22 protein-coding genes are annotated in these 21,694 nt (G+C 71.0%); 1 reads left to right on the forward strand and 21 read right to left on the reverse strand.

Annotated features, from left to right (window positions below):
• Window positions 1-67: 67 nt before the first annotated feature.
• The 6 genes from nusB to aroC all read right to left on the reverse strand — a co-directional run bounded on the left by nusB (window position 68) and on the right by aroC (window position 4,526).
• A complete protein-coding gene (gene nusB, locus B118_RS0107900) occupies window positions 68-478 on the reverse strand; it encodes a transcription antitermination factor NusB (RefSeq protein WP_202902325.1) in 411 nt (136 codons plus the stop codon).
• Window positions 479-501: 23 nt separating this feature from the next.
• Window positions 502-1,059, reverse strand: coding sequence for an elongation factor P (gene efp / locus B118_RS0107905; RefSeq protein WP_011905742.1), 558 nt, complete (start codon window positions 1,057-1,059; stop codon window positions 502-504).
• Between the two features lie 96 nt (window positions 1,060-1,155).
• Window positions 1,156-1,587 carry a type II 3-dehydroquinate dehydratase gene (aroQ, locus tag B118_RS0107910; protein ID WP_018220176.1) on the reverse strand — a complete coding sequence of 144 codons (432 nt, stop codon included), beginning with the start codon at window positions 1,585-1,587 and terminating at the stop codon, window positions 1,156-1,158.
• A complete protein-coding gene (aroB, locus tag B118_RS0107915) occupies window positions 1,584-2,657 on the reverse strand; it encodes a 3-dehydroquinate synthase (RefSeq protein WP_018220177.1) in 1,074 nt (357 codons plus the stop codon). The genes aroQ and aroB overlap by 4 nt, the downstream gene beginning before the upstream one ends.
• Before the next feature lie 187 nt (window positions 2,658-2,844).
• Window positions 2,845-3,348 (reverse strand): shikimate kinase, encoded by a 504-nt coding sequence (locus B118_RS0107920; RefSeq protein ID WP_018220178.1) that lies wholly within the window; start codon window positions 3,346-3,348, stop codon window positions 2,845-2,847.
• Window positions 3,348-4,526 (reverse strand): chorismate synthase, encoded by a 1,179-nt coding sequence (aroC, locus tag B118_RS0107925; protein WP_026185243.1) that lies wholly within the window; start codon window positions 4,524-4,526, stop codon window positions 3,348-3,350. Before aroC ends, B118_RS0107920 begins: the two co-directional genes overlap by 1 nt.
• A gap of 154 nt (window positions 4,527-4,680) precedes the next feature.
• On the opposite strand from aroC, the gene B118_RS0107930 reads away from it, so the two are divergent.
• The gene (locus B118_RS0107930) at window positions 4,681-5,943 is read left to right on the forward strand and encodes a cation:proton antiporter (RefSeq protein WP_028192615.1); all 1,263 of its coding nucleotides are present in this window, start codon (window positions 4,681-4,683) and stop codon (window positions 5,941-5,943) included.
• A gap of 45 nt (window positions 5,944-5,988) precedes the next feature.
• Here B118_RS0107930 and B118_RS29995 read toward each other — a convergent pair whose 3' ends face one another.
• The 15 genes from B118_RS29995 to ruvX form a co-directional block, all read right to left on the reverse strand.
• Complete coding sequence (locus tag B118_RS29995; RefSeq protein WP_332308165.1) at window positions 5,989-6,507, reverse strand: DUF1990 domain-containing protein; 519 nt, start codon at window positions 6,505-6,507, stop codon at window positions 5,989-5,991.
• Window positions 6,508-6,600: 93 nt separating this feature from the next.
• The gene (locus tag B118_RS0107935) at window positions 6,601-7,266 is read right to left on the reverse strand and encodes a class I SAM-dependent methyltransferase (RefSeq protein ID WP_026270491.1); all 666 of its coding nucleotides are present in this window, start codon (window positions 7,264-7,266) and stop codon (window positions 6,601-6,603) included.
• A gap of 79 nt (window positions 7,267-7,345) precedes the next feature.
• Window positions 7,346-8,284 (reverse strand): glycosyltransferase family 2 protein, encoded by a 939-nt coding sequence (locus B118_RS0107940; protein ID WP_050573238.1) that lies wholly within the window; start codon window positions 8,282-8,284, stop codon window positions 7,346-7,348.
• Window positions 8,281-8,847, reverse strand: coding sequence for a glycosyltransferase (locus tag B118_RS0107945; protein WP_420329451.1), 567 nt, complete (start codon window positions 8,845-8,847; stop codon window positions 8,281-8,283). The genes B118_RS0107940 and B118_RS0107945 overlap by 4 nt, the downstream gene beginning before the upstream one ends.
• Window positions 8,848-8,909: 62 nt before the next feature.
• A complete protein-coding gene (locus B118_RS0107950) occupies window positions 8,910-9,392 on the reverse strand; it encodes a glycosyltransferase family protein (RefSeq protein ID WP_018220184.1) in 483 nt (160 codons plus the stop codon).
• A 103-nt stretch (window positions 9,393-9,495) separates the two neighbouring features.
• The gene (locus B118_RS0107955) at window positions 9,496-10,758 is read right to left on the reverse strand and encodes a hypothetical protein (protein ID WP_028192616.1); all 1,263 of its coding nucleotides are present in this window, start codon (window positions 10,756-10,758) and stop codon (window positions 9,496-9,498) included.
• A complete protein-coding gene (locus B118_RS0107960; protein ID WP_018220186.1) occupies window positions 10,755-11,657 on the reverse strand; it encodes a sulfotransferase domain-containing protein in 903 nt (300 codons plus the stop codon). The genes B118_RS0107955 and B118_RS0107960 overlap by 4 nt, the downstream gene beginning before the upstream one ends.
• A gap of 8 nt (window positions 11,658-11,665) precedes the next feature.
• A complete protein-coding gene (locus tag B118_RS0107965; RefSeq protein WP_028192617.1) occupies window positions 11,666-13,246 on the reverse strand; it encodes a lipopolysaccharide biosynthesis protein in 1,581 nt (526 codons plus the stop codon).
• Window positions 13,243-14,655 carry an O-antigen ligase family protein gene (locus B118_RS0107970; RefSeq protein ID WP_018220188.1) on the reverse strand — a complete coding sequence of 471 codons (1,413 nt, stop codon included), beginning with the start codon at window positions 14,653-14,655 and terminating at the stop codon, window positions 13,243-13,245. The genes B118_RS0107965 and B118_RS0107970 overlap by 4 nt, the downstream gene beginning before the upstream one ends.
• A gap of 8 nt (window positions 14,656-14,663) precedes the next feature.
• The gene (locus tag B118_RS0107975) at window positions 14,664-16,412 is read right to left on the reverse strand and encodes a hypothetical protein (RefSeq protein ID WP_028192618.1); all 1,749 of its coding nucleotides are present in this window, start codon (window positions 16,410-16,412) and stop codon (window positions 14,664-14,666) included.
• Window positions 16,405-16,947, reverse strand: coding sequence for an acyltransferase (locus tag B118_RS0107980; protein WP_026185246.1), 543 nt, complete (start codon window positions 16,945-16,947; stop codon window positions 16,405-16,407). Before B118_RS0107980 ends, B118_RS0107975 begins: the two co-directional genes overlap by 8 nt.
• A gap of 86 nt (window positions 16,948-17,033) precedes the next feature.
• Entirely contained in the window at window positions 17,034-18,965 is a 1,932-nt protein-coding gene (locus tag B118_RS0107985) for a hypothetical protein (RefSeq protein ID WP_028192619.1), read from the reverse strand.
• A 235-nt stretch (window positions 18,966-19,200) separates the two neighbouring features.
• Window positions 19,201-20,028 (reverse strand): shikimate dehydrogenase, encoded by an 828-nt coding sequence (locus tag B118_RS0107990; protein WP_026270488.1) that lies wholly within the window; start codon window positions 20,026-20,028, stop codon window positions 19,201-19,203.
• Window positions 20,018-21,223, reverse strand: coding sequence for an endolytic transglycosylase MltG (gene mltG / locus B118_RS0107995; protein ID WP_018220193.1), 1,206 nt, complete (start codon window positions 21,221-21,223; stop codon window positions 20,018-20,020). The genes B118_RS0107990 and mltG overlap by 11 nt, the downstream gene beginning before the upstream one ends.
• Window positions 21,220-21,681, reverse strand: coding sequence for a Holliday junction resolvase RuvX (gene ruvX / locus B118_RS0108000; protein WP_018220194.1), 462 nt, complete (start codon window positions 21,679-21,681; stop codon window positions 21,220-21,222). Before ruvX ends, mltG begins: the two co-directional genes overlap by 4 nt.
• Window positions 21,682-21,694: the final 13 nt, after the last annotated feature.

The raw sequence follows: 21,694 nt of genomic DNA on the forward strand, positions 1-21,694 counted from the left end.
GGCCCTTTTGCCTATCCGGTCGCGCTCGCGGCCAGCTCGCTTTCGAGCCAGCGCCCCGGGGCGGCGGCTACCGGGTAGCGTACTCCGCGATCCGGCCGAGAATGCCGTTGAGGAACCGCGGTGAATCGTCGGTCGACATCTGCCGGGCCAGCTCCACCGCCTCGCTGATCGCCACCGCGTCGTCGATCTCGTCCACGTAGAGCAGCTCGTAGACCGCGATCCGGGCGAGGTTCCGATCAACGGTCGGCATCCGGTCCAGCGTCCACCCCTCGGCGTAGCTGGCGATCAGCTCGTCAACCCGGTCCAGGTGGGCAGCGACCCCCTCAACCAAGCTAACCGCGTATCCCAGATGCTCCGGTCGGGGCTTCTCGATCCGCTCCACGTAGCCGGCGAGAACCTCAACCGGTGGACGGCCCCGCAGGTCCGCCTCGAAGAGCACGTCCAGCGCCCGTTTGCGCGCCTTGCGACGCGCCGGCATCTGCTGCTTGGGCCCCTCGGCCATCAGGCACGGCCGAGGTAACGGCCGTCGCGGGTGTCGACCTTGATCTTCTCGCCGGTGGTGATGAAGAGCGGCACCTGCACGGTCGCGCCGGTCTCGACCGTGGCCGGCTTGCTGCCGCCGGTCGAACGGTCTCCCTGGAGCCCCGGCTCGGTGTATGTGATCTCGAGCACCACACTGGTCGGCAGCTCCACGTAGAGCGGCACCCCCTCGTGGGTGGCGACCGTCGCCTCGGCCTCGGGGAGCAGGTAGTTCGCAGCCTCGCCGACCGTGTCACCGAGCACATTGATCTGGTCGAACGTCTCCAGGTCCATGAAGACGAAGTCCTCGCCGTCGGCGTACAGGTACTGCATCGTACGCTTGTCAACGGTCGCGGTCTCGACCTTGGTGCCCGCATTGAAGGTCTTGTCGACCACCTTGCCGGAGAGCACGTTCTTCAGCGTGGTACGCACGAACGCACCACCCTTTCCGGGCTTGACGTGCTGGAACTCGACGACGGCCCAGAGCTCACCGTCGAGGTTGAGTACCATGCCGTTTTTCAGGTCGTTGGTGGTGGCCATTTCCTGCCTTGATCATAAGGTGGCGGACAGACCCGGCAAGTCTACTAGGCCGTGTTTGGGCAGGCTCGCCCGAGCAGGCCGCGGCCCCACCGGCGATCAGCGGGCCTGGGCCGCCAGGTGGTGCAGAGCCAGGCGGTAGCCGTCCACGCCCAGCCCACAGATCACCCCGGTCGCCACCGCCGAGACCACCGAGTGGTGCCGGAACGCCTCCCGGGCATGAATGTTGGAGAGGTGCACCTCGACCAACGGGGCGCGCAGCAGGGCGCAGGCGTCCCGCACCGCGATCGAGTAGTGCGACCAGGCGGCGGGATTGAGCACCACGCAAGCGCCCAGGTCAGCAGCCTCGTGCAGCCAGCCGAGCAGCTCGTGCTCGGCGTCGGTCTGCCGGACGACCACCTCCAGCCCCAGCTCCCGCCCGGTCTGCTGGCACAGCTCGACCAGGTCGGCGTGGGTGGTGGTGCCGTAGACCTCCGGTTGCCGGGTGCCCAGGCGGCCCAGATTGGGCCCGTTGAGCACGTACACCCTCATTCGGCGATCTCCTGGTAGGCGGCGTGCAGCAACTCGTCGGAGGGCGCCTCGAGAATCGTCGGGTGGGCGAGCCCGGCCAACACTACGAAGCGCAGGATGCTGCCCCGCGCCTTCTTGTCCACCCGCATCGTGGCGAGCAGGTCCGGCCAGGCCTCCGCCCGATATCCGGTGGGCAGGCCGAGCGCGCCCAGCATCGCCCGGTGCCGCTGCGCGGTCTGCGCGTCCAGCCGGCCTTCGAGCTGGGCCAGGGTCGCCGCGTAGACCAGCCCCACCGCGACCGCGTGGCCGTGCCGCCAGCGGTAGCCCTCCACCTTCTCGATGGCGTGCGCCAGGGTGTGCCCGTAGTTGAGTATCTCCCGGGCCCCCGACTCGCGAAGGTCACCCGCGACGACCTGCGCCTTGACCCGAATCGCCCGCTCGACCAGCTCCCGGAGCACCGGCCCCGCCGGGTCGACGGCGACGGCGGGCTCCCGCTCGACCAGCTCAAGAATCACCGGGTCGGCGATGAAGCCACACTTGACCACCTCGGCCATTCCCGCGGCCAGGTCGACCGGAGCGAGGCTGTCCAGCGCCGTCAGGTCACAGATCACCCCGGCTGGCGGGTGGAACGCGCCGACCAGGTTCTTGCCGGCGGAGGTATTGATGCCGGTCTTGCCGCCTACCGCCGCGTCCACCATGCCCAGCAGCGACGTCGCCACCGGCACCCAGCGCACCCCGCGCAGCCAGCAGGCCGCGACGAAACCCGCCAGGTCGGTAACCGCGCCGCCGCCCACCCCGACGACGGCGTCGGCACGGGTGAAGCCCGCCGCACCGAGCCGTTCCCAACAGGTGGCGGCGACGTCGATGTGCTTGCCCGCCTCCGCGTCCGGCACCTCGACCAGCAGCGGCGTCACCCCGGCCGCCCGGGTCCGCTCCGCCAGCTGCTCGGCCCGGCCCTGCAGCGGCGACGCGTACAGCACGGCCAGCCGATGTGCGCCCGGCAGCAACCGCGGCAGGTCCGGCAGGTCGCGCCCCACCAACACGTCGTACGGCTGGTCACCGCCAACCGCGATCCGGGTAATCTCGTCCATCGCGCGCAGCCTAACCGAGCCGGCCGTACCGGTGGCGGCGACGGTCGAAGGTGTCCCGGGGCGCGGAACCAGAACCGGACCCGGTACTGGGCCAGGACCCGGTACTGGGCCAGTACCGGACTCGGACTCGGACTCGGAACTGGACCAGACCCGGAACCGTTGGCCGCCCGGTCGGCCCCGGCGCCCGTCAGGCGGGCAGTAGCGTGGCGACCTCGGACGCGAGCTGCTCCGGCGTCCGGCCGTCGGTTACCACCGTCGCCGTCGCCACCGCCGCGTAGTGCGGCCGGCGCTGCTCCAGCAGGTGTTTGAGGGTGGCCCGCGGGTTGACCGCGAGCAGGGGTCGCCCCGCACCCAGCCCGACCCGGCGTACCGCGTCGGGCAGCTCCACCGACAGGTACACGACGGTGTGGCCGGTCAGCGCGGCCCGGGTCTGTTCGGCAAGCACCGCACCGCCGCCGAGGGCGAGCACCCCGGTGGCACCCGCGAGCGCCGTCGCCACCGCCGCCCGTTCGAGGTTACGGAAGTGCGCCTCCCCCTCGTCGATGAAAATCTCCGAGATCGGCTTGCCCGCCGTCGCCTCGATGTCCAGGTCGGTGTCCCGGAACTCCACCCCGAGCAGCTCGGCGAGGGCTCGCCCGACGGTGGTCTTGCCCGAGCCGGGCGGGCCCACCAACACACAGACCGGCGCCATCAGCGGACAACCAGCGCTTCGAGGTAGCCGGCGAGGTTGCGGCGCTGCTCGGCCACCGAGTCGCCGCCGAACTTCTCCACCGCCGCCTCGGCCAGCACCAGCGCCACCATCGCCTCGGCGACGACCCCCGCGGCCGGCACCGCGCACACGTCCGAGCGTTGGTTGATCGCGGTGGCGGGCTCACCGGAGGTGACATCGACCGTCGACAGCGCGCGGTTCAGGGAGGAGATCGGCTTCATCGCGGCCCGCACCCGCAGCGGCTCACCGGTGGTGATGCCCCCCTCCAGGCCGCCGGCCCGGTCGGTGACTCGCCGGACCCCGGTCGCGGTGGGAATGATCTCGTCGTGTGCGACGGAGCCCCGGGAACGCGCCTGCTGCCAGCCGTCGCCGATCTCCACCCCCTTGATCGCCTGAATGGACATCAGCGCGGTGGCCAGCCGGGCGTCCAGCTTCCGGTCCCACTGCACGTGGCTGCCGAGCCCCGGGGGCACCCCGTACGCCAGCACCTCGACCACGCCGCCGAGCGTGTCGGCGTCCTTCTTCGCGGCGTCGACCTCAGCGACCATCCGGCGGCTCGCCTCCGGGTCCAGACAGCGCAGCGGATCCGCGTCGATCCGCTCGGCGTCGGCCGGGCTGGGTCGCAGCCCCGGTGTCGTCGCGACCGACCCCAGCTCCACGACGTGCGAGACGACCTCGATGCCCAGCGACTGCCGGAGCAGGGCCTTGGCGACGGTACCGACGGCGACCCGGGCCGCCGTCTCCCGGGCGCTGGCCCGTTCGAGGATCGGGCGGGCGTCGGTGTGCCCGTACTTCTGCATGCCGGCCAGGTCGGCGTGCCCCGGTCGGGGACGGGTCAGCGGCGTGTTACGGGCCTGCCCGGCCAGCTCCGCCGGGTCAACCGGGTCGGCGGCCATCACCGTGCGCCACTTGGGCCACTCGGAGTTGCCGACCCGGATCGCCACCGGGCTGCCCAGGGTCACCCCGTGCCGCAGCCCACCGATGACCTCGATCTCGTCCTGTTCGAACGCCATCCGGGCACCACGGCCGTAGCCGAGGCGACGCCGGGCCAGCTCTCCGGCGATCTCCTCGGTGGTCACCTCGACCCCGGCCGGGACCCCTTCAAGCAACGCGACCAGGGCGGGACCGTGTGATTCCCCTGCAGTTAACCAGCGCAACACAACGGCCAGTCTGGCACGCCCGGTGGGCGCCAGGTGCCACACCCGGCCCGTCCCGCCCTGCGGACACAACTGTCCGCGGGACGGTCACGATCACCCCGTTGGCAGCGAATCCGTACGATCATGGCGGCCTCCCGGAAGTCTGGTCGGCGACGACGTGGTTTCGACCCACCCGGAGGCCCCGGTGCTGCTCCTCGCGTTCGCAGCCGTGCTGCTGCTGGCCGTCCTGCTGTCCAGCCTCGCGCACCGCAGCATCCTCTCCACGGCCGTGGTCTTCCTCCTCGCCGGCGTCCTGCTCGGCCCGGACACCACCGGTGTCCTGGAGATCACCGCCGACAGCGAGCTCGTCGCCGGGCTCGCGGAGCTGGCGCTCTTCACCGTGCTCTTCACCGACGGCATGCGAGTCGGCTTCGCCGACCTACGCGCGGCGTGGCGGCTGCCCGGGCGGGCGCTCGGCTGGGGCCTGCCGCTGACCCTCCTGATCACCGCCGTGTTGGCGCACTACGTGGCCGGACTCGACTGGCCCGAGGCGCTGCTGATCGGGGCGGTCCTCGCCCCCACCGACCCGGTCTTCGCCGCCGCCCTGGTCGGCAACGTGGGCGTCCCGCGCCGACTGCGGCACCTGCTCAACGTCGAGTCCGGCATCAACGACGGCCTCGCACTGCCGTTCGTCATCCTCTTCCTGGCGGTCGTGGAGGGCTCCGACGACCTGCACCTCGACGAGTTGGGCATCGAGCTGCTCCTGGGCCTGGTGATCGGGGTGGCGGTGCCATGGCTCGCCCTGCGGCTGGAGAAGGGGCGGTACTTCTCCGCCTCCACCCAGTACGAGCCCCTCAACGGTGTGGCGATCGGCCTGCTGGTCCTCGCGCTGGGGCTGATCACCCACGCCAACCTGTTCCTCGCCGCGTTCGCCGCCGGCATCACCGTGGCCACCTTCGGCGAGCGACAGCGGGAGAGCTTCGAACACTTCGGCGAGCTGGTCGCCGAGCTGTTCAAGCTCGCCGCCCTGCTGGTGTTCGGCGCCCTGATCTCGGTGAAGTTCCTCAGTGAAATCAACTGGACCGGCTGGCTCTTCGCGGTGTTGGCCATCGTGGTGGCCCGCCCACTCGCGCTCGCGGTGTCGTTCCTCGGTTCGAAGCTGAGCCGCACCGAGCAGTTCGCCGCCATGTGGTTCGGCCCGAAGGGTTTCGCCTCGGTGGTCTACGGCCTGCTCGTGCTCCAGGCCGGGATCACCGCGGGTGACGAGGTGTTCCACCTGGTGGCGCTGACCGTCGTCCTGTCGATCCTGGCGCACTCGTCAACCGACGTCCTGGTCGCCCGGATCTTCGACCCGGCGATGACCCCCCAGTGGTCAGAACGACTGCGGGCGGCCTCGGCCGATCGCCGAGAACACCCCGGCGACGGCGCTCAGCCGCCGTAGGCCGCTCCCGACCCGTCGGGAGGGGTCGCCGGAGGTGGGAGCCGGTCAGGCAGCCCGGGACAGGGACCGCATCGCGCCAAGGTATCTCGACGTTATGACATCCTGCGCGAACCGCCCCAGCGGCCCAGCTATTCGAGCAGTCAACGAATCCGGCCGCGAGAAGGCTCGCACCTCGAAAAATGACCGCCCAGCCCCGTCCCGACGTACCAGAAACGCCTCCTCGCCACACTCCGGATGCCCCGAGAGCGTACCGTAGGCAAATCCAGCACGATCTTTTTCGTCAATCGTGAAGACAATACGGCAGGGAGCCTGCACCAGCAGCCCTCGCCACCCGACCCTCAGCCGAAAGTCCACCCCCGGCTCCGGTCTCAGCTCTGGGCGATCAATGCTGATCCCAGCCCGCCGGTGCATACGCCACCGAAGCAAGGCCTGAACAGCCCGGTCAAAGACCTGAACATCCGCACCCAGAAATGCAATGCGATGGACGTGTCGATAGCCAGAGGGAAGAACGCCCGCTGACGCACCAACCTCCGGATAGGTTAGCTCACCCCACCCCACAGCCACCCCAAAATAAGGTCGCGCTTTCTCTGGTCACTCCCGCGCTGCACGGATAACACCACGACCCAAACTTCCCGGCCCTGACGAAACAGGCGCCGGTCACGCCGACGACAACCCTCGAATCGCAATCAACGATTTGGTGAGGCCCAGTAGCCGCTCGTTACGGATACCCGCGTCCGGAAAGAGATAACGCAGCTCCGCTCGACCGATCAATTCGGTCGTCAGGACCTGCCGCATGGCCGCCTCGTACGACTTGCCCGGCGTGTAGGCCAGGGGCCATTTCCGCGCCACCACCACCCGCGCCGACACCGGCAGGAACTGCATGGCGGGAGCCACCCAGTGCGGCTCTACCGGAAAGTACCGGTACGGGGTCTGCACCCAGTACGCCGGGGCCAGCTCACGGACCGCCTCCGCCATCCGACGACGACGTTCGTACCCGCCGACATGCTCCAGGACGCTGTTGCTGAACACCAGGTCGTACCGGCGGCCAAAAAACCGCTTCGGCAGTTCGCAGGCGTCGGCCTGATCGGCCTCAGCCCAAGCTGGCAGCTCCGTCGGCAACGGCTCCAGATTCACCACGTGCACGTGCGCGGGTCGGACCGGCACCGTCGCCCAGCTCTCCACCCGTCCACCAAGATCAAGCACATTCATCTCGGCGAGGTCGGGAAACGTGTCGGAGAGCCAGGCCGCCCGGCGCGCCCTCCGTTTGGCACCCACCGAGGAAGGTGAGTCCACCAAACGAAATCTCAACGAGTGAAATGCCATCGAACGGGCTCCTTACCTGCTGCGCCGCCGGGATTGCTACTCTCGCGGCTCGTACGGATGAATGGGGTGGTCTGCGGCCCTAGATGCCTCGGCCGCGCTTGTGCAGCGTGCGCAGCACCGCGTCCGCCCGGACCACCCGCCCCGCCACCGCGAGCGCCAGGTACGCCCGTGGCTCCCGGGGATTGCCGCGGAGGGTACGGCGGGCCCAGCGCAGCGCGCCCTGGCGGTCACCGGAGGCCGCGCGGGCGAAGGCGATCTGCCCCGCCACCCGGGCCGCGCCGGCCGGCTGGCTGCCGAACTCCGGGTAGCGTTCCAGCAGCCACTGCAGCGCCACCGAGATGGTGTCCCAGCGCTGCGTGAAGTACGACCGGTTGTGCCAACGCACCAGCACCAGCGGGGTGCGCAGGTTGACCAACGGCGCCCGGCGGGCCGCCCGCAGCAGGAACTCGTAGTCCTCGGCGTAGCTGCCCGGAATCTCCTCGTCGACCAGTCCGAAGCCGTCGCGGAGCACGGCGGCGCGGAAGAGGAAGGTTGACGGGTGCAGCTCGGTCAGCCGATCCCGCAACAGGTCGGCGAGCGTGATCCGGTCCCGGGACAGCGACCGGTCGACGGTGTGTCCGTCGTAGCTCACCCGGATGCCACCCGAGACGAACTCCGCGTCGGGGAGGGCGGTGAGCGCCGCAACCTGCGCCGACAGCTTGCCGGGCAACCACTCGTCGTCGTCGTCGCAGAAAGCGATCAACTCGCCGGTGGCAGCCAGGGTGCCGGTGTTGCGGGCACCCGCGAGGCCCGGCGTCCGGCCGTTCTCGGTGACCCGGACCGGCCGACCCGGTCGGGACAGCTCGGTCAGGGTCGAATCCGGCGTTGAACGGTCGTACACGACGATCACCTCAAGCTCACCCGGATAGTCCTGGTCGAGGAGGGCGCGGACCGCGGCCCGCAGCAACTCCGGGCGATCCCGGGTGGGCACCACCGCACTCACCCTCGGCCGTGCGGTCGCCCGCGGCAGCGCGGTCATCCTCGCGCTCCACTCCACGGCGACCGGGACCACGGCCACCACCAGGCCCGTCGGCCGTTCGCCGCGACCACCAAGCTCTCCACGGTCTCCCCGACCCGGACCACCGCGGCCTCCCGTTCCCGGGCCGAATCGAGGTCCGCCCGGACGACGAACCGGGCCGGCTCGGCCAGGCCGGCGGTGAGCGTCGCCACGAACGCCGCTGGGGTTTCGCACACCACCACCAGGCCCGCCGCCCCGAGTCGACGTGCGAACCGCAGCTGATGGTCGTCGACGTGTTCGCCGTGGGACGGATCCCGGGGTACCACGATCGGCACCCGGCCGTGCCGACGAACCTCCAGGATGGTGGCCGGGCCGCCGTGACAGATCACGAGGTCGGCCGTGGAGATCGCCGCCTGAAGCTCGTCGTGCCCCAGGAAGGCCAGGGCGCCGGGGACTCCGGCCGCTCCGGTGTGCCCATGCTGGACGGTCAGGGCCACGCGGTCGGGGACGGTGGAATGCCAGTCCCGAAGCCAGGCAACCAGCCGGTCAAACGGGTGCTTGTCAGTACCGACCATGACCAACACCTGCAGCCGACCGACACCAGACCGGCTCCGGCGCCGGGGGGCTTGGCTGGACTCGAACCCGCTCACAGCAGCGGCCCCACCACAGTGGCCTCCGGGTAGTGCCGGCGTTGCTCCTCCCACTGCACGAGCATCGCGGAGAGAAACGGGCGGCACAGGCGCGCGGTCAGGGTCGGGGTGTCGATCCGGTCGTACACCTCGACGTAGACAGTGGGAATTCGCCGCAGCCAGGCAAAGACCACGAACGGCACCGCGACCCCGGCTCCGGTCGTCACCACCGCGGCGACCCGATGCCGCCGCAGCACCCGTACCGCCAGCACCGCGTTGCGCACCAGATTGGGAATGTTGCGGGTGGTCGGGTGGTGCGCCGCGACGAGCTCTTCCCCCGCGAGCTGGGACAGTGCGTCCGGGGTGTCGAAGGTTACCCAGCAGCGACGCCAGCGCTCGTACCAGGAACGCAGCGCCAGCAGCTGGGCCAGGTGCCCACCGCTCGATCCGACGAGCAGCAGGACCGGGGAATCACCGCGACCCCTGGGGTACATCTCCATACGAGCCTCACCGTCCGCTTCCTTCGGTCTACTTCGGCATCGACCGATGGCCTGCGAAAGCAGACCACGTATCGCGCCGTGGGGGCATCGGGAAACCGGTCTGTCACCGGTGGTCCCGCCGCGCTAGGAGCTCCAGCAGGGCGGGGTGTAGCGCGGGGTTCCAGCCCGCCCCGGCGTTGGCCAGGCGCCAGGTCCGCAACCACAGCTCCAGCAGGTACGCGTCAGCGACCAGACGCTGCCCGGCCTGGTTCAGGCCGAGCGCGTCGCCGTACCGTCGGAGTTGGAGGTCAACAGCGCCGGCCGCCGCGGCGGCGGAGGAACCCCGCAGCACCAGGGCCCGCTGAAACGCGTCGTGGGCCAGGTCGAAGCCGAGCGGGACGTCCGGGGCGCTGTGCTCCCAGTCCCAGGCGACCAGCCGGTCGGCCTGCCGACCGAGGTTCCACGGGACCCAGTCGCCATGCCAGTGCCCGAACTCGACCAGGGTCTCCCCGTGCCGCGAGGCGAGCCTCGCCGCCGCCACGACCGCCCGGGTGTCGGCCGACATCGTGGCGACGGCCCGGTGCGCGGTCCGGGTGAGCCGGGCCAGGAAGCTCGATCCGGCCAGTGGCCGGTGCTGGGCGGGCGGGCGGCCCCGGCGAGCCACCGCGAGCACCGCGGCGACCTCGGGATCGGCGGTGGTGGACAGCCCACGGACCGCCGGCGGCAGTGGCTGCACCAACGCGACGGACCGCCCCGCCCACCGGAGCTCGGCCAGCAGCCGCGGCGCCACCGGGTGGCCCGGCACCCGGGCCAGCGCGGGGAGTTCCCGCAGGGCCGCCGCCTCGGCGGTCACCAGGGCCCGGGTGGCGTCGTTCCAGCCGATCTTTGCGAAGCCGAGCGGGCGGCCATTGGGGGCGAACAGTTGCAGGGTCGGCTTGTGGTTCGGATCCGGCGGTCGCACCCCACACGCCGCGTACGCGGCTCCCCCGCCCAGCACGGCGGCGAGTCGGTGGCTGAGCAACGCCTCCTCCGCGGCGACCGCGTCGGGCAGCGACACGGTCAGGACCGGAAGCCGGGCAAGTTCCAGCCCACCGAGCCGGGCGAGCCCACCGAGAACCGCCCGCGCCGCCCGCACCCGGGGTGGTCGCAGCGCGTTGTACGCCAGCAGCGACGCCGCCGTCGCCCGCGGGGAGCCCAACGGCAACAGAAACCGGGCCCGCCGAACAGAGGGCACGATCGCGTACCGCGCCACCGTCCGGTGCCCGGTCGGCGGCCGGCCGGCCATGGTGAGCCCGACCTGCTCGGCACCGAAGACCGCCCGGGTGACCCAACCCAACCCATCGGTACGGGTCCGCGGGTCGGTGGAGGCCGTGGCCCGCCCGGTCACCCGGCGTCACCCGGCCAGTCGAGGGCGATTCCGAGCCGCTGCCGCAGCGCCTCGTTGTAGGGGTGGTAGTAGGCCGTCAGCTCCGCCTGAAGTGCCGGGTCCAGCGGCGCGGAGCGGCGGTCGTTGTAGACCCGGAAGCTCGCCAGGTCGTACGCCGGCAGCCCGAGGAAGGACAGGGTACGGCGGTACGTCGACCGGGCGTCTCGATAGAGGTCCTCGCTGCGCAGGAAGAGGAACTGCGTGCGGTCGAACCGGTCCAGCCACGGCTGAAGGTGTTCGAGGTAGCGGCCCCGGGCCCGGTAGGTGTACCAGTCGTACGCCTCGCTGACGTACTCCGGCTCGGCCGCCAGCCGCTCCCGCTCCCCCCGGGTACGCTCCGGCTCGGCGTCGAGGGCGGCGGCGAAGTCCAGCGGCTCGATGCCGTGCGTACGCCGCTCCTTCCAGTGCGAGTAGGCCCGCTGCACCGGATCGCGTAGCAGCACCACCAGCTTGACCGAGGGCATCAACGCGGCGACCCGCTCGGCGGCGAGCGGATGGAACATGTACAGCGGGGCGGCCTCACCGGCCCGGGCCGGGCCGCCGTGCCGTCGCTGTAGCGCCGCCCGCTGGCGCCGGGTCGGGAAGTGCGACCGGTACCACGCCTCGCCCCGCCGCCAGTGCTCCTCGAAGTAGTGGGTGGACTTGGTGTTCCAGGCCGGGAAGAGCCGCGGCACCAGCGGATGCTGGACCAGATAGTTCCACAGTGACGTGGTACCGCCCCGCTTGGTGCCGATTACCAGGAAATCTGGCAGTGGCCGCCGGTCACTGGTCTGCACGCCGTAGCCGACGAGAGACTCCCGCACCCGCTCGGTCACCTGGTTCGGCACGAACCACTTCACCCGGTCTCGGATCGCCGACACGACGGACCTCACCTGTCCTTCTGCTCTGGTGGGGCGGGGGCGGCCGGGACGGCCGCCCCCGCGCCGCGGAGTTGCCTCAGGACCGCACCGACAACGGGCCGGATTCGGGACAACGTGCCGACCCCACCGACCGCCAGCACCGCCACCGCCACCAGCAGGCCGGGAATGCCCCGCCCGCCGACCAGCACCCCCACTCCGGCGGCGGCGGCCACCACGGCGGCGGTGATCGCCGCCGCGCGTAGCATCGCCGGGTCCACCAGCGGGTGCCGCACCACGAGCCAGGCGCACGTCCCGGCCGTGAGGTTCTCGGTGAGGATGCCCGCGGCCCAGGCGATCGCTGCGCCGGTGGCACCATGCCCGGGAATCCACACCAGGCCGAGCGAGACCGTCACCAGCAGCCCACCCAGGGTGGCGGCCAGGTGTAGGCCACTGCGACCCCCCATCAGCAGCAGGCTCTGCACATTGCCCGCTCCCGTGCGCACCAGCATGGCCAGGGCGAGGACGGTCAGCGCGGTGGCTCCGGCGGTGAATCCCGGCCCGAAGAGTTCCAGGAAGGCCATCCCGAAGACAGCGAGCAGCAGGTACACCGGCCAGGAGAGCACCAACCCCCAGGTGGTCAACCGCCGGTGCACGGCCGCCGCGAGGGCCGTCTGGCCCGCGCCGAGCAGCCGGGACAGCCGGGGGGCAACCGTCACCCGCAGCCCCTGGATGGCGAGTTGGCCAGCGAGGACGTACCGGCCGACGGCACCGAACACCCCGGCCTCCTCCGCCCCGGCGAGCGCCGAGGTCAACAGCACCCCGATCCACAGGTTGCCGGCGTCGATGGCGGCCGAGACGGCTCGGGGCAGCGCGAACCGCCAGAAGGTTGACCAGTCCTGCGGTCTGGGGCGGAGCCGGGCACCCCGCCCGATGCGCAGCGGCCCCCCGACCAGGGCCAGGCAGACCAGCAGGGCCAGGGCAGCTGGAACCAGCCAGGCGGACACGCCGGCCACCAGGCCACCGCCGACCAGGACCGCGACGCCGACCAGGACCGGTCGGGCCACCGGCAGGAGGAAGAACTGCACCGACACGTACGCCCGAATCGGCCGCACACACCGCAGGGCGGCGAGCAGCAGCGTCAGGAGGACAACCACCGGAACGGCGGCGAAGCTCACCGCCAGCAGCTGCGACCCGGCGGCCGGGCCGAACACCCGGGGTGCCAGGGAGTCGGCGGCGAAGCACCCGATCAGCGCGACCACCACGGCAACCGCCAACGGTGGGAGTAGGGCCACCGGCAGCACCCGGGCGGCCTCCCCCGGCCCCCCGGCCGCACGGCGGCGCGGCAGCGCCCACAGCAGACCGGTCTCGGCACCCAGCGTGCACACGGCGGTGGCCACTGTGACCACCCCGATCGCGGCGAAGAAGACGCCGGAGCCGGTGGGGCCGTAGCCGCGGGTGATCACCACCGCAAGAAGAAAGCCGAAGAGGCCGCTGGTCGCCGCGCCGAGCAACCCAGCGACCCCGCTGCGCACACTGCCCCGGTGCTCCGCCTCGTCCGGCTGCCCGACGGCGCGGCCGGACGCCGCCGCGGGAGCGGTGCCGGCGGTCATGCGGCCACCCGGCGAAGAGTCGTCGGCAGCCGCGGGGGCTGCCCTCGTGCCGGGCCAGCCGGACCGGGGTCCAGCGGGGGTCGGTGCCGTGGCGCCCGTTCGCCCTCGGCGCGTGCCATGGCGAAGGCGACCGCGTAGAAGGCGACAGCGAGGTTCTGGTTGGCCATGCCGTAGAAGGGGATCTGCACCAGGCACACCACCGGGATGATCGCCAGCCACTGCCCCGCCGGGGAGACCCCCCGGGCACAGCGGAGGGCGGCCACGACGAACCAGGCCAGAAAGCACAGCAGGGCGGGGATCCCGTGGCTGAACAGCACCATCCACAACTGCCCCTGGGTGCCGATCGGCGCCTCGGCCGAGACGGTGTCGACGTTCACCGGAGCGCCGTAGCCGAGCCACGGCGACTCACCGACCCGCCCGAGCACCGCTCGGTAGAGGGCGAGCCGGTCGGTGTTGGTGCCGCTGTTCTCGACCCGATCCCCGATCAGCTGGGTGACCGGAATGAACACGGTGGCGACAAGACCCACCAGCACCACCCCGACAATCGAGGTGGCGACCCGGGTGTTGCCGCGCCAACCGGCCCGGACACCAAGCACCAGCAGGCCGACACCGAGGCTGAGGAACATCACTCGGTTCAGGGTGAGGAAAGCCGGTGCCAGGGACAGCGGCAACGACCCGAGCAGCAGCCAGCGCAGCACCCCACGCCGCCGCAGCATGATCACCGCGATCACACCGGGCAACACCATCGCGTACGCGCTGCCGTAGTTGTTGGTGTACGCGTACGGCGCCGCGGGACGGTAGACCGGGTTCGGTGACCGGGTGCTGTACTCGGCGGTGGAGAGGTGGACCATGTCTTGGACGAATGGTTCCGCGGCGATCGCATCGGGCAGCAGGACCTCCACCGGGGTGGTCAGGCCGAGCCGGGGGGCGAGCACGCTGAGCCAGCCCAACGCCACCAACCCGAGCCAGAACGCGCAGAGGGGCAGGAGCACCTCGCTGCCTCCGGCCCGCTCCCGGGCCACCACGTAGACGTAGACGCCGACCACCAGCGCGGTGGCGTAGAACCCCAGCCGTAGCCCAAAGGTCAACACCGAACTGGGCGACCCCAGCCGGGTGGCGCTGACCAGGACCACGGCGAGGAAGAGCAGCCAGACCCCGGTGCCAGGCGGCAGCGGAACCCGACCCCGGACCAGCAGCAGGGCCAGCAGCACGGCACCCAACAACGGCCAGCCCAGATAGAACGCACCGGCCAGCCACCAGATCGGCACCAGGCCGAACATCAGCGCCAGCGGCCAGATCGGTAGCCGTAGCGGTGGTGGCAGTGGTGGCGGCGCGGGCTGTGGTGGCGGCGCTAGGACGTCGGCGGCCCCGTCCCCGGCCGGCTCGCTCGTCGCCGGGATCCCACCCACGGGCACGGTCAGCCCCGACCGCGGTGGGTGAGGACGAAGCCGAGCGGGACCACGCCGGCCGCTCGCAGCCGCTCCGCCAGCCGACGTAGTTCGCTCTGCCGGGTCTGGTCCTGCTCGACCACCACCACCGCGACGCCCTGTCGGGCCGCCGCGACGCCCCGCTCATCGGCCTCGGTCGGTGGGGCGTTGAACAGCACCAAGCCGCTGGCGGCCCGCTGTCCCCAGGTGCCGAACCGGATGGTGCCGGCGCCCACCACAACCGCGTCGGCAGGCGCTGCGACGGCGCTCTTTCCACTGCTCGGCGTGGTGGATGCAATCCGGGGCAGCGAAATCGTGCCATCCGGGTCGTCGGAGGCCGGGCGGTTGGTGGCAGCGCCGTGACCGGTCCCGGTCGCCCGGTGGACGGTGGCCTGGCTGGGAAGAACGGTCGGGTGCGGCGCAGCGTTCGGGCGCGGCGCAGCGTTCGGGCGCGGCGCAGCGTTCGGGCGCGGCGCAGCGTTCGGGCGCGGGGATGGTCGCCGGACGGCAATCGGCTCGGTAACCTCATCAACGGGGGCCGTCCGCCGGCCCTGGCGCGGCTGCGGCGCCACCGGCCGGGCGAAGTGCGCCGTTGCCGGCAGTCGCGCCACACTAGCCAGCACCTCACTACGCAACCCCCCCAGGCGACCGGTGTCATCGGCGAGGTACACCTCCCGACCGGTCCCGGCGAGCGCCACCGCCAGCCCGGCGCTCATCGCGGACTGATCCCCCCGGGTGGTCAACAACACGATTCGGGTCGGTTCCCGAGTCCGCCCAGCGATGGCCATCGCCACGTACCGGATATCAGCGTCCACGGCCTGCGGTGAGCTGCGTGGTTTCGGGCCGCGGGCGGTACCGAGCAGGGTCAGGCCGGTCGCGTCCCGGCCGTCGTCAACCGACCGGATGCGTCGGTCCACCGACTCCCACCCGTAGGCCAGCACGACGCCGAGCAGCGCACCGCCCAGGAGTCCCGCGAGCAGGGGGAAGAGCCAGTCAGCACCGGTGGAGACTAGGTCCGGCTCCGCCTCGCGGGTGACCCAGCCGGGGTTGACGTCGACCGCCGCGATCTCGGTCCGGGCCGAGCCGAGCTGGACCAGTTGGCTGTTCACACCGGACAGCTCGGCCACCGCCGCGTCCGCCTCGCCCTCCCGAGCACTGGCAATCCGACGCTGCAACGCCGCCTGCTGGGCCTGCACCTCGCTGATGGTCTCGTCGTACGAGCGCAGGATGTCCGCCCGCTGCTGCTCGTACATGGTGCGGCGCACGTCGAGGTAGGCCGCGGCGGCGAGGTTGACGCCCGCCACCGCCTCCTGAAGTGAGTTCGCGGTGAATCGGAAGCGCAGGATCTGGCCGCCAGTCGGCACCTCCAGTTCGAGGGCGTCCTGCACGTCACGCTGGTCCCGGCCGGTGGCGTCCACCAGCCGCCGCACCACCTCGGTCCCAGTGGCGATGCCGCGCTCCACGTTCATGTTCACCGCGCGGTCAGCGGAGGCGCCGCTCGGGGTGAAGGCGTCGGTGACCACTGGTCGGACCGCCACCACGGCGTCGGCGGTCACCGCGCTCGGCACCAACAGCACGTAGCCGAGTGCGGCGAGCAGCCCGAGCACGGCCGCACCGGCCAGCACCCGGATCCGGTGCAGCGGCACGCGGAGCAGGTCGGTCAGGGTGACCGTTCGACCCGGCGTCCCCCCGCCGGCGGCGGCGTCGGCGGTCCAGCCGCCACCACCGGCGTTAGTCATCGAAACTCTTCACCGTCTGTTGCGGATTTCCGATAACCACCACCCGGGGCGGGACATCCGTCCGCACCACCGTGGCGGCACCCACGACACTGTCCCGGCCGATCCGCACACCCTTCAGTACGAGTGCGTGTGCGCCGATCCAGACGTTGTCCTCAAGGACGATCGGCGCTCGGGTGCGTGAGGTGGGCGGGTCGTGTCGCACCTCGGGCCGTAGATTGTGGAAATCGTTGTCCCGCACCTCACAGTTCGACAACAGGCAGCGGTCCCCAATCGTGACCGAGGTCCAGACGCCGACCCAGGTCGCGCTCAGCAGACAGTCGGCGCCGACTCGAACCTCGCCCGGACCAGCGAACCGCACCAGCTTGTTGATCCGGGTCCGGTCACCGATGCGCACCCGCACGCCACGGCGTAGCCGGACCCGCCCACGAATCTCCACATCCCGGCCGAGGCTCAGCCCCGGATAGCGCAACCGGTACCAGCCGCGCTTCAGCGCGAACCCGGCTCTTACCCCAATACCACGGCGGATGCCCCGCAACGACCCCTCCCCACGTCCGGGACGACGGCATAGAACACCGTCAGCCAACGTGAAGCACCCACCATAATCGACGACCGTCGGTCGCCTTACTGCACGGTGAAGAACAGTCGTGGAGTGGACCAAGTCAGCTCCGGTCCCGAAGTCACGAGCAGGACGCGTTCCGCGCCGTCCACCACCGGGTCGACCGCCGGCCGGAAGGGGACGCCGCGCAGGTTCCCGTCGGTGTTCCCGTACACGATCTTGCCGTCCACCCAGGCCATGCCCCGCACCGTCGACCAGTCGACCCCGGTGGTGGGCAGCGTGAACTCGGTGGCACCGAGGTAGTTCCCATCCGTCTCGAAGTACCGGTAGTGCAGGGCGTCGGAGTCGGCCCGGGTGTAGTGGAGGCGACCGCCGAGGAAGAAGGCGCCGGTCAGCTCCGCCGCGTCGAACCAGTCGTTGTAGCCGGACGACCTCCACGGGGCACCGACAACTCCCCCGGGGAACATCGAGATGTCGATCCGGCTGCCCGTCGGGGAACCGGCGACGGTGTGTGCCCAGTAGATCCGGTCACCCATTCCCCAGGTCGCCCCGGCGCCGGTGTAGTTCGGCTGGCTGACCGTGGTCGGTGCGCCGATGCCGGTGCCGTCGAACGGAATCCGGGCCAGCTCGCCCTCCCCGGTGCCCAGGTAGAGGTTGCCGCTGGTCGCGGTGGACGGGGTCTTCGGGATGATCGTCCGACCACCGGAGCGGGGGAACATCCCGAGCCGGCCATGGTATTCGCCCCCCACTCCGTCGGAGTTGTGCCCGAAGTAGAGCCCGTCGTCGCCCCGCCAGAGCACCGGCACGGTGGAGCCCCACGGAGTGGCGCCGGGGGGCAGCGCCGAGCCACCGCTGCGCCGGGGATTCCAGTTCACCGGCATTCCGGTGGCTGGGGTGACCGCAGCTAGCCCGAGCCGATCAATGGCACCGTCGCCGGCCCTGTCGCGGGAGTTCGCGTTGTTCAGCCAGCGGAAGTGCCCACCCAGATAGATGACGTTGTTGTCCACCTCGACCGAGGTGATGGTGTCGCTACCGGTGTAGTTCGCCCAGGTGGCGAGCTGATCGCCGCCACGGGCCGCGGTCTCGAAGCGCACCAGTGCGTCGCAGTACGCGGCGGGCCAACCTGATCCACCGTTGGTGCCGACGACGAACCAACTGCCGTCACCACCGAACCTCACATCCTGTACGTAATGCGTGAAAACATCGGGGTGGTTGCAGGGCGGCGCGAACTTCTCGGTGCTCCAGTCAAGGACACTTGGCGGGCCCGAAAGGTCGACCAACACCATCTGGTTCCGCGACAGGCCGTCAACCTCCGTGAAGTTGCCCCCGGCCACCAGGGTCTCCCCGTCCGAGGACACGTCGATGGTCCAGACATACGAACTGGTGCCGTGTCGCCCCCCGGTGGCGTTGACGGCGAAGGTCGGATCGATCTCCCCCGTACCGGCGTGCAGGCGGGCAAGCCCGGCGTGCGGAGCGCCGTTCACCCAGTTGAAGGCGCCCGCCAGGTAGAGCCAATCGCCGTGCAGCGCCATGTCCCGTACGACACCACCGTCGGAGCGGCCCACCCAGCTGGCGACGGTGGCGCCGGTACTCGGGTCGAGCGCCACCAGATTCTTCCGGGACACCCCGTTGGCGTTCCGGAACGCCCCACCAACGATCAACGTGTCGTTCGGACCGGCGATCAAGGTGTTCACCGCGCCGTCCAGCACCGGCAGGAAGGTCGTCGAGATCGCCCCGGTGGCCCTGTCGTAGCCGAACAGGTAGCGCCGGTTGGTCCACCCCGCGGTCGCGTCCGGTCGGATCTGCGTGAAGGTGCCCCCAACGTACACCGTCGAGCCGATCTGCGCGAAGGCACGGACCTCACCGTCACGGGCGTGCGGTGTCTCGTCAACCGGATCGCTCGACACCAGGATCTGCGTCTCGGGCACCGGCGGGACGGTCGCCGCGGCCGCGGTGGGTACGAGCAACGCGGCGACGACGGTTACCGCGCAAACCACAGCCGTCCAAACAGGGCGATTCGAAATCTGCCAACGAAGCGAGAAGTCAGGCACGCTACACCTCCACAGGGCAAGGACTCGCGTAGCGTGCCTTGCCCCACCCGGTCAGCGATATCCACCGATTGGTTGGCAATTGCCCCGCCGCCGCAGCGGTCCGACCACGCCCGGCCTCCCACGCTCGGCGCACGGCACCGCCGGGTCGCCTCTGACCCGGGACGAGTCGCCGCGACGGGAGTCAGCCAGCCCGAGCCGCCGTGAGGGCGGCGGCCATCGCCGCCCGCGGCGCCGGCACCCCGGTGAACTGCTCAAACTGACCGACCGCCTGGGCCAGCAGCAAATCCAGACCAGAGCAGACCCGGCAGCCGGCGGTCTGCGCCGCGGACGCGAGCGGGGTCGGCCACGGGTCGTAGAGGGCGTCAAAGAGCACAGTGCTGGGCCGCCACGCCACCGCCGTGGCGAGCGGATCGGCGGCCCCGGCCGGCACGGTCGAGATCACCACGTCGGCGGAGCAGGCCGCGACCGCGTCGGCCCAGGGAGCCCCGGTCAGCGGCACGCCCACCGCCGCGGCGACCGGACGCAACTCGTCGATCGCGGTCTTCCGCCGGGCCACCACGGTCACCGTCCGGGTCCGCAGCGCCGCCGCCGCGGCCACCGCCGCCCGGGCGGTACCACCGGCACCGAGCACCGTCAGCGTCGACTCCGGGGCAACCCCGGCCGCGGTCAGCACCTCCACCATGCCGGCGACATCGGTGTTGTCCGCGTACCAGGAGCCGTCCGGCCGACGTACCAGGGTGTTGGCCGCGCCGACAGCGGCCGCGACCGGCGACGCCGTCGCGGCCACCGCGAGCGCCGTCTCCTTGCCCGGCATGGTGACCGATAGCCCCGCCCACTCCGGGCCCAGGCCGGCGACCAGAGCCGGCAGCTGCGCCTGGGCACACTCGAAGCGGGTGTAGGACCAGTCGTCCAGGCCCACCGCGGCGTAGCCGGCGTTGTGGATCACCGGGGAGAGGGAATGCGCGATCGGGGCGCCGACCACCGCCGCGCGCCTGCGCTCAGATGACACCCGCCTCCCTCGCCTTGGCCTCGTTGCGCAGCTGCTCCTCGTAGGTTTCCGCGAAGGCGGACTCCCCCTCCTTGTTGATCGCGACGAAGAAGAGCCACTTTCCCGGCGGCGGGTCCATAGCACCCTCCAACGCCAGCCGACCCGGGTTGTTGATCGGCGTGGGGATCAGGCCCCTGAGCTTGCGGCTGTACGGGCTGTCGGTGTCGAGCAGCTCATCCTGGGTCATCTCGGCCGAGGTCTTGGTCTCCTGGCCGGTCAACTCCAGGTAGTAGTTGACCGTGACATCCATCTCCAGGCAGTTGCAGTCGAATTCGCCGTAGACCCGGTTGTAGGCGACCCGGGCGACCTTGCCGAGGTCCTCCGGAGTACCCGCCTCGGCTTGGGCGAGCGACGCGACGATCAGCGCCTCGTACGGCGCGATCTGGCGTTCGTTCTGCACCCGGTCGACGAACTCCAGCTCCTCGGCGACGGTGAGGAACCGCTCCACCATCAGCGCCAGAATCGACTCCGCCGTGGGATCCGGGGGAAGCTCGTAGGTGTCGGGGAAGAGGAAACCCTCGATCGACGGCTCGACCTTCCGGTCATCGGTCCGCTTGAACCACCACTCCGGGACACCGAGCGCGAGCGGATCCTTCGCCGCCGCCTCGAACTCCTCCGCCGGAATCTCGGTCTCCTCGGCGAGCAGCTTGTAGATGCTCTTCGCCGTCCGCCCCTCGGGCACAGTGAGCCCGTTCACGACCCGATTCTTCGGGTCCAGCATCGCGGCCACCGCGTACTCGCCACTCATCTGCTTACGCAACTCGTACCGGCCGGGCTGGATGTTCTTGCTCTGGCTGTTGTCCTCCGCCGCATTGACGAAAGCCTTGGTGCTCTTGACCACCCCGGCTTCGTAGAGGGTGACCGCGATCGCGGCGATCGGGGCGCCCTCCGGGATCTCGACCGTCACCGCCTCGGTCCCGGAACCGTCGTAGTCTGGCGTGCCGAGCAGGCCCTGGATCCGTTCGAAGCCGTAGTAGGCGCCACCACCGAGGCCGCCGAGTAGAGTCAGGGTAAGCAGCAGGGCCAGCACGGTCTTGCCGCGCCCGCCGCCCGAGCCGCGCTGGCGTTCGCGCTGGCGCTTCCGCACGTAGCCGCGCCGATGCCGGCCCTTCTCTCCCCGATCGGTATCAAAACCGGGGTCCAGTTCCTCGATCATTTCATCCGCCTCCGCTGCGCATCGAGCCAGCTCTGCAGGATTTCCACCGCGGCCGCCTGGTCCACCACCGCGCGCTGCCGCCGGCCCCGAACGCCACGCTCAGCAAGCCTACGGCTAGCCACCACCGTCGACATCCGCTCGTCGGCGAGCGTCACCGGCACAGGCGAAATCACCTCGACCAGACGGCCGACATACGTCTGCACGTGTACGGCGGCGGGGCCCTGCCGACCGGCGAGATTCACCGGCAGGCCAACCACCACCTCGACCGCCTCGTGTTCGGTCACCAACGCGGCCAGCTCGGCCATGTCGCTGGGGACCGCCTCCGGCGCGGCGGTGCGATCCCGGGCGAGGGTGACCAGCGGGGTAGCCAGGACGCCGTGTGGGTCGGACCGAGCCACGCCGACCCGGACCTGTCCGACATCCACCCCGAGGCGTACGCCCCGGGACCACTGCGCCACGAATGGTCACCTC

It is taken from the genome of Salinispora pacifica CNR114 (genome assembly GCF_000514775.1).
Classification (GTDB): Bacteria; Actinomycetota; Actinomycetes; order Mycobacteriales; family Micromonosporaceae; genus Micromonospora; species Micromonospora pacifica.

Excerpts from the sequence above, each read along its gene's own strand:
- nusB (WP_202902325.1), bottom strand. The coding sequence starts at position 478 with ATGCCGGCGCGTCGCAAGGCGCGCAAACGGGCGCTGGACGTGCTCTTC.
- efp (WP_011905742.1), bottom strand. The coding sequence starts at position 1,059 with ATGGCCACCACCAACGACCTGAAAAACGGCATGGTACTCAACCTCGAC.
- aroQ (WP_018220176.1), bottom strand. The coding sequence starts at position 1,587 with ATGAGGGTGTACGTGCTCAACGGGCCCAATCTGGGCCGCCTGGGCACC.
- aroB (WP_018220177.1), bottom strand. The coding sequence starts at position 2,657 with ATGGACGAGATTACCCGGATCGCGGTTGGCGGTGACCAGCCGTACGAC.
- B118_RS0107920 (WP_018220178.1), bottom strand. The coding sequence starts at position 3,348 with ATGGCGCCGGTCTGTGTGTTGGTGGGCCCGCCCGGCTCGGGCAAGACC.
- B118_RS0107935 (WP_026270491.1), bottom strand. The coding sequence starts at position 7,266 with ATGGCATTTCACTCGTTGAGATTTCGTTTGGTGGACTCACCTTCCTCG.
- B118_RS0107940 (WP_050573238.1), bottom strand. The coding sequence starts at position 8,284 with ATGACCGCGCTGCCGCGGGCGACCGCACGGCCGAGGGTGAGTGCGGTG.
- B118_RS0107950 (WP_018220184.1), bottom strand. The coding sequence starts at position 9,392 with ATGGAGATGTACCCCAGGGGTCGCGGTGATTCCCCGGTCCTGCTGCTC.
- B118_RS0107965 (WP_028192617.1), bottom strand. The coding sequence starts at position 13,246 with ATGACCGCCGGCACCGCTCCCGCGGCGGCGTCCGGCCGCGCCGTCGGG.
- B118_RS0107975 (WP_028192618.1), bottom strand. The coding sequence starts at position 16,412 with ATGACTAACGCCGGTGGTGGCGGCTGGACCGCCGACGCCGCCGCCGGC.
- mltG (WP_018220193.1), bottom strand. The coding sequence starts at position 21,223 with ATGATCGAGGAACTGGACCCCGGTTTTGATACCGATCGGGGAGAGAAG.